The sequence below is a fragment of the Kitasatospora sp. MBT63 genome, assembly GCF_000710465.2.
In the GTDB taxonomy this organism is placed as follows: Bacteria; Actinomycetota; Actinomycetes; order Streptomycetales; family Streptomycetaceae; genus Kitasatospora.
In genome coordinates this window covers 1-1,959 of sequence record NZ_JAIZ01000508.1, presented here as the reverse complement: position 1 = coordinate 1,959, position 1,959 = coordinate 1, and the positions used below count along the sequence as shown (strand labels likewise).

Sequence of the window (1,959 nt, the reverse complement as noted above, 5' to 3'; positions counted from 1 at the left end):
CGCTCCCCCCGCTCCCCCCGTCCCGGCGGCCGAGGCTCCCATGACCGCGACCGCGACCGCGACCGTGACCGCGACGAGCGGGTCCGCGGCCGACGACCGGGCGGTCGCCGTGATCGGCGTCGCCGGACGGTTCCCGCAGGCCGACGGCCTGGACCAGCTGTGGGAGAACCTCAAGGCCGGCCGCGACAGCATCACCGAGGTCCCCGCCGACCGCTGGGACGCCGACGCCCTCTACGACCCCGACCGCACCAAGGTCGACCGGACCCACACCAAGTGGGGCGGATTCATCGACGGCGTGCAGGACTTCGACGCGGCACTGTTCAACATCTCGCCGCGGGAGGCGGGGATCATCGACCCGCAGGCCAGGCTGTTCCTGGAGAGCTGCTGGGCGGCCCTGGACGACGCCGGGTACACCCCCGACCGGCTGGTGTCCGCCGAGGACCCGGTGCACCGGCGCGACGTCGGCGTCTTCGTCGGCGCGATGTACGGCGAGTACCAGCTCCACGAGGCGGAGGAGCGGCTGCGCGGCAACCCCGTGCTCGCCAACAGCGCCTACTGGTCGATCGCCAACCGGGTGTCGTACTTCTTCGACTTCCAGGGCCCCAGCGTCGCCGTCGACACCGCCTGCTCCTCCGCGCTGACCGCCGTGCACCTCGCGGTCGAGTCACTGCGGGCGGGCAGTTCCAAGGTGGCGATCGCGGGCGGTGTCAACGTCCTCATCCACCCCAACAAGTACTTCATGCTCGGGCAGGGACGGTTCGCCTCCAGCGACGGCCGGTGCCGCAGCTTCGGCGCCGGCGGCGACGGCTACGTGCCGGGCGAGGGCGTCGGGGCCGTGGTCCTCAAGCCGCTGCGCGACGCGCTGCGCGACGGCGACCACATCCACGCCGTGATCCGCGGCAGCTCCGCCAACCACGGCGGCCGCACCAACGGCTACACCGTGCCCAACCCGAGGGCGCAGGCCGACCTGGTGACCAAGGCGCTGCGGGACGGCGGCCTGACCGCCCGTGACCTCGACTACCTGGAGGCGCACGGCACCGGCACCTCGCTCGGCGACCCGATCGAGATCCGCGGCCTCACCTCCGCGTTCGCCCGGGACGGCGTCAAGGGGCCCGGCAGCCTGCCGATCGGCTCGGTCAAGTCCAACGTCGGCCACCTGGAGTCGGCCGCCGGATCGGTGGCCCTCGCCAAGGTGCTGCTCCAGCTGCGCCACCGCACCCTGGTGCCCTCGCTGCACGCCACCCCGCCGAACCCGGAGATCGACTTCGACCGGGTCCCGTTCGGCGTGCAGCAGGAGCTCGGCCCCTGGCGCACCGCCGACGGCTCGACGCGGCCGCTGCGCGCCGGGATCAGCTCCTTCGGGGCCGGCGGCGGCAACGCGCACCTGGTCGTCGAGGAGGCACCGGCCCAGGCCGCGCCCGGCGAGGCCGGGCAGCGCGAGCCGCTGGTGCTGTTCCTGTCCGCCCGGACCACGACGGCGCTCGCCGCCTACGCCCGGGACCTCCGGGACCACCTGCGGCGCAGCCGCTCCGCGGGGGCGGAGCCCCGACCGGCGGACGTCGTCCTCACCTTCGCGGTCGGCCGGGTCGACCTGGCCCGCCGGGCCGCGCTGCCGGCCGACTCGCTCGACACCCTGCTGGCCGGCCTGGACGAGGTGGCCGCGGGCCGTACCCCCGCGGCACCGGGCGGCGAGGAGGTGGCCTCCTGGCTGGCGGGCGGCCGGATCGACCGGGAGGCCGCCTGCGGAGCGGCCCGCACCGGCCGTCGGACGCCGCTGCCGCACTACCCGTTCGAGCGCGTCCGCTGCTGGTACGACCTGCAGATCGCCCACCTGCACAAGCAGGGGCTGGGCAGCGCCGGGCAGGAGCCCGAGTTCGCCCGCGGCCACCTGCGTGACTTCGGCCTGGACCCTGCCGCCACCCGGCCCGTCCGGGCGCCCGAGCCGGCCGCCCGCCCGCA

General features: G+C 75.4%; 1 protein-coding gene. It reads left to right on the top strand.

Features of this window, described 5'->3' with window-relative positions:
* Positions 1–40 precede the first annotated feature (40 nt).
* Positions 41–1,959 (top strand): type I polyketide synthase (locus tag AA75_RS27105; protein ID WP_233289209.1); only part of this gene is annotated, 1,919 nt, incomplete at its 3' end.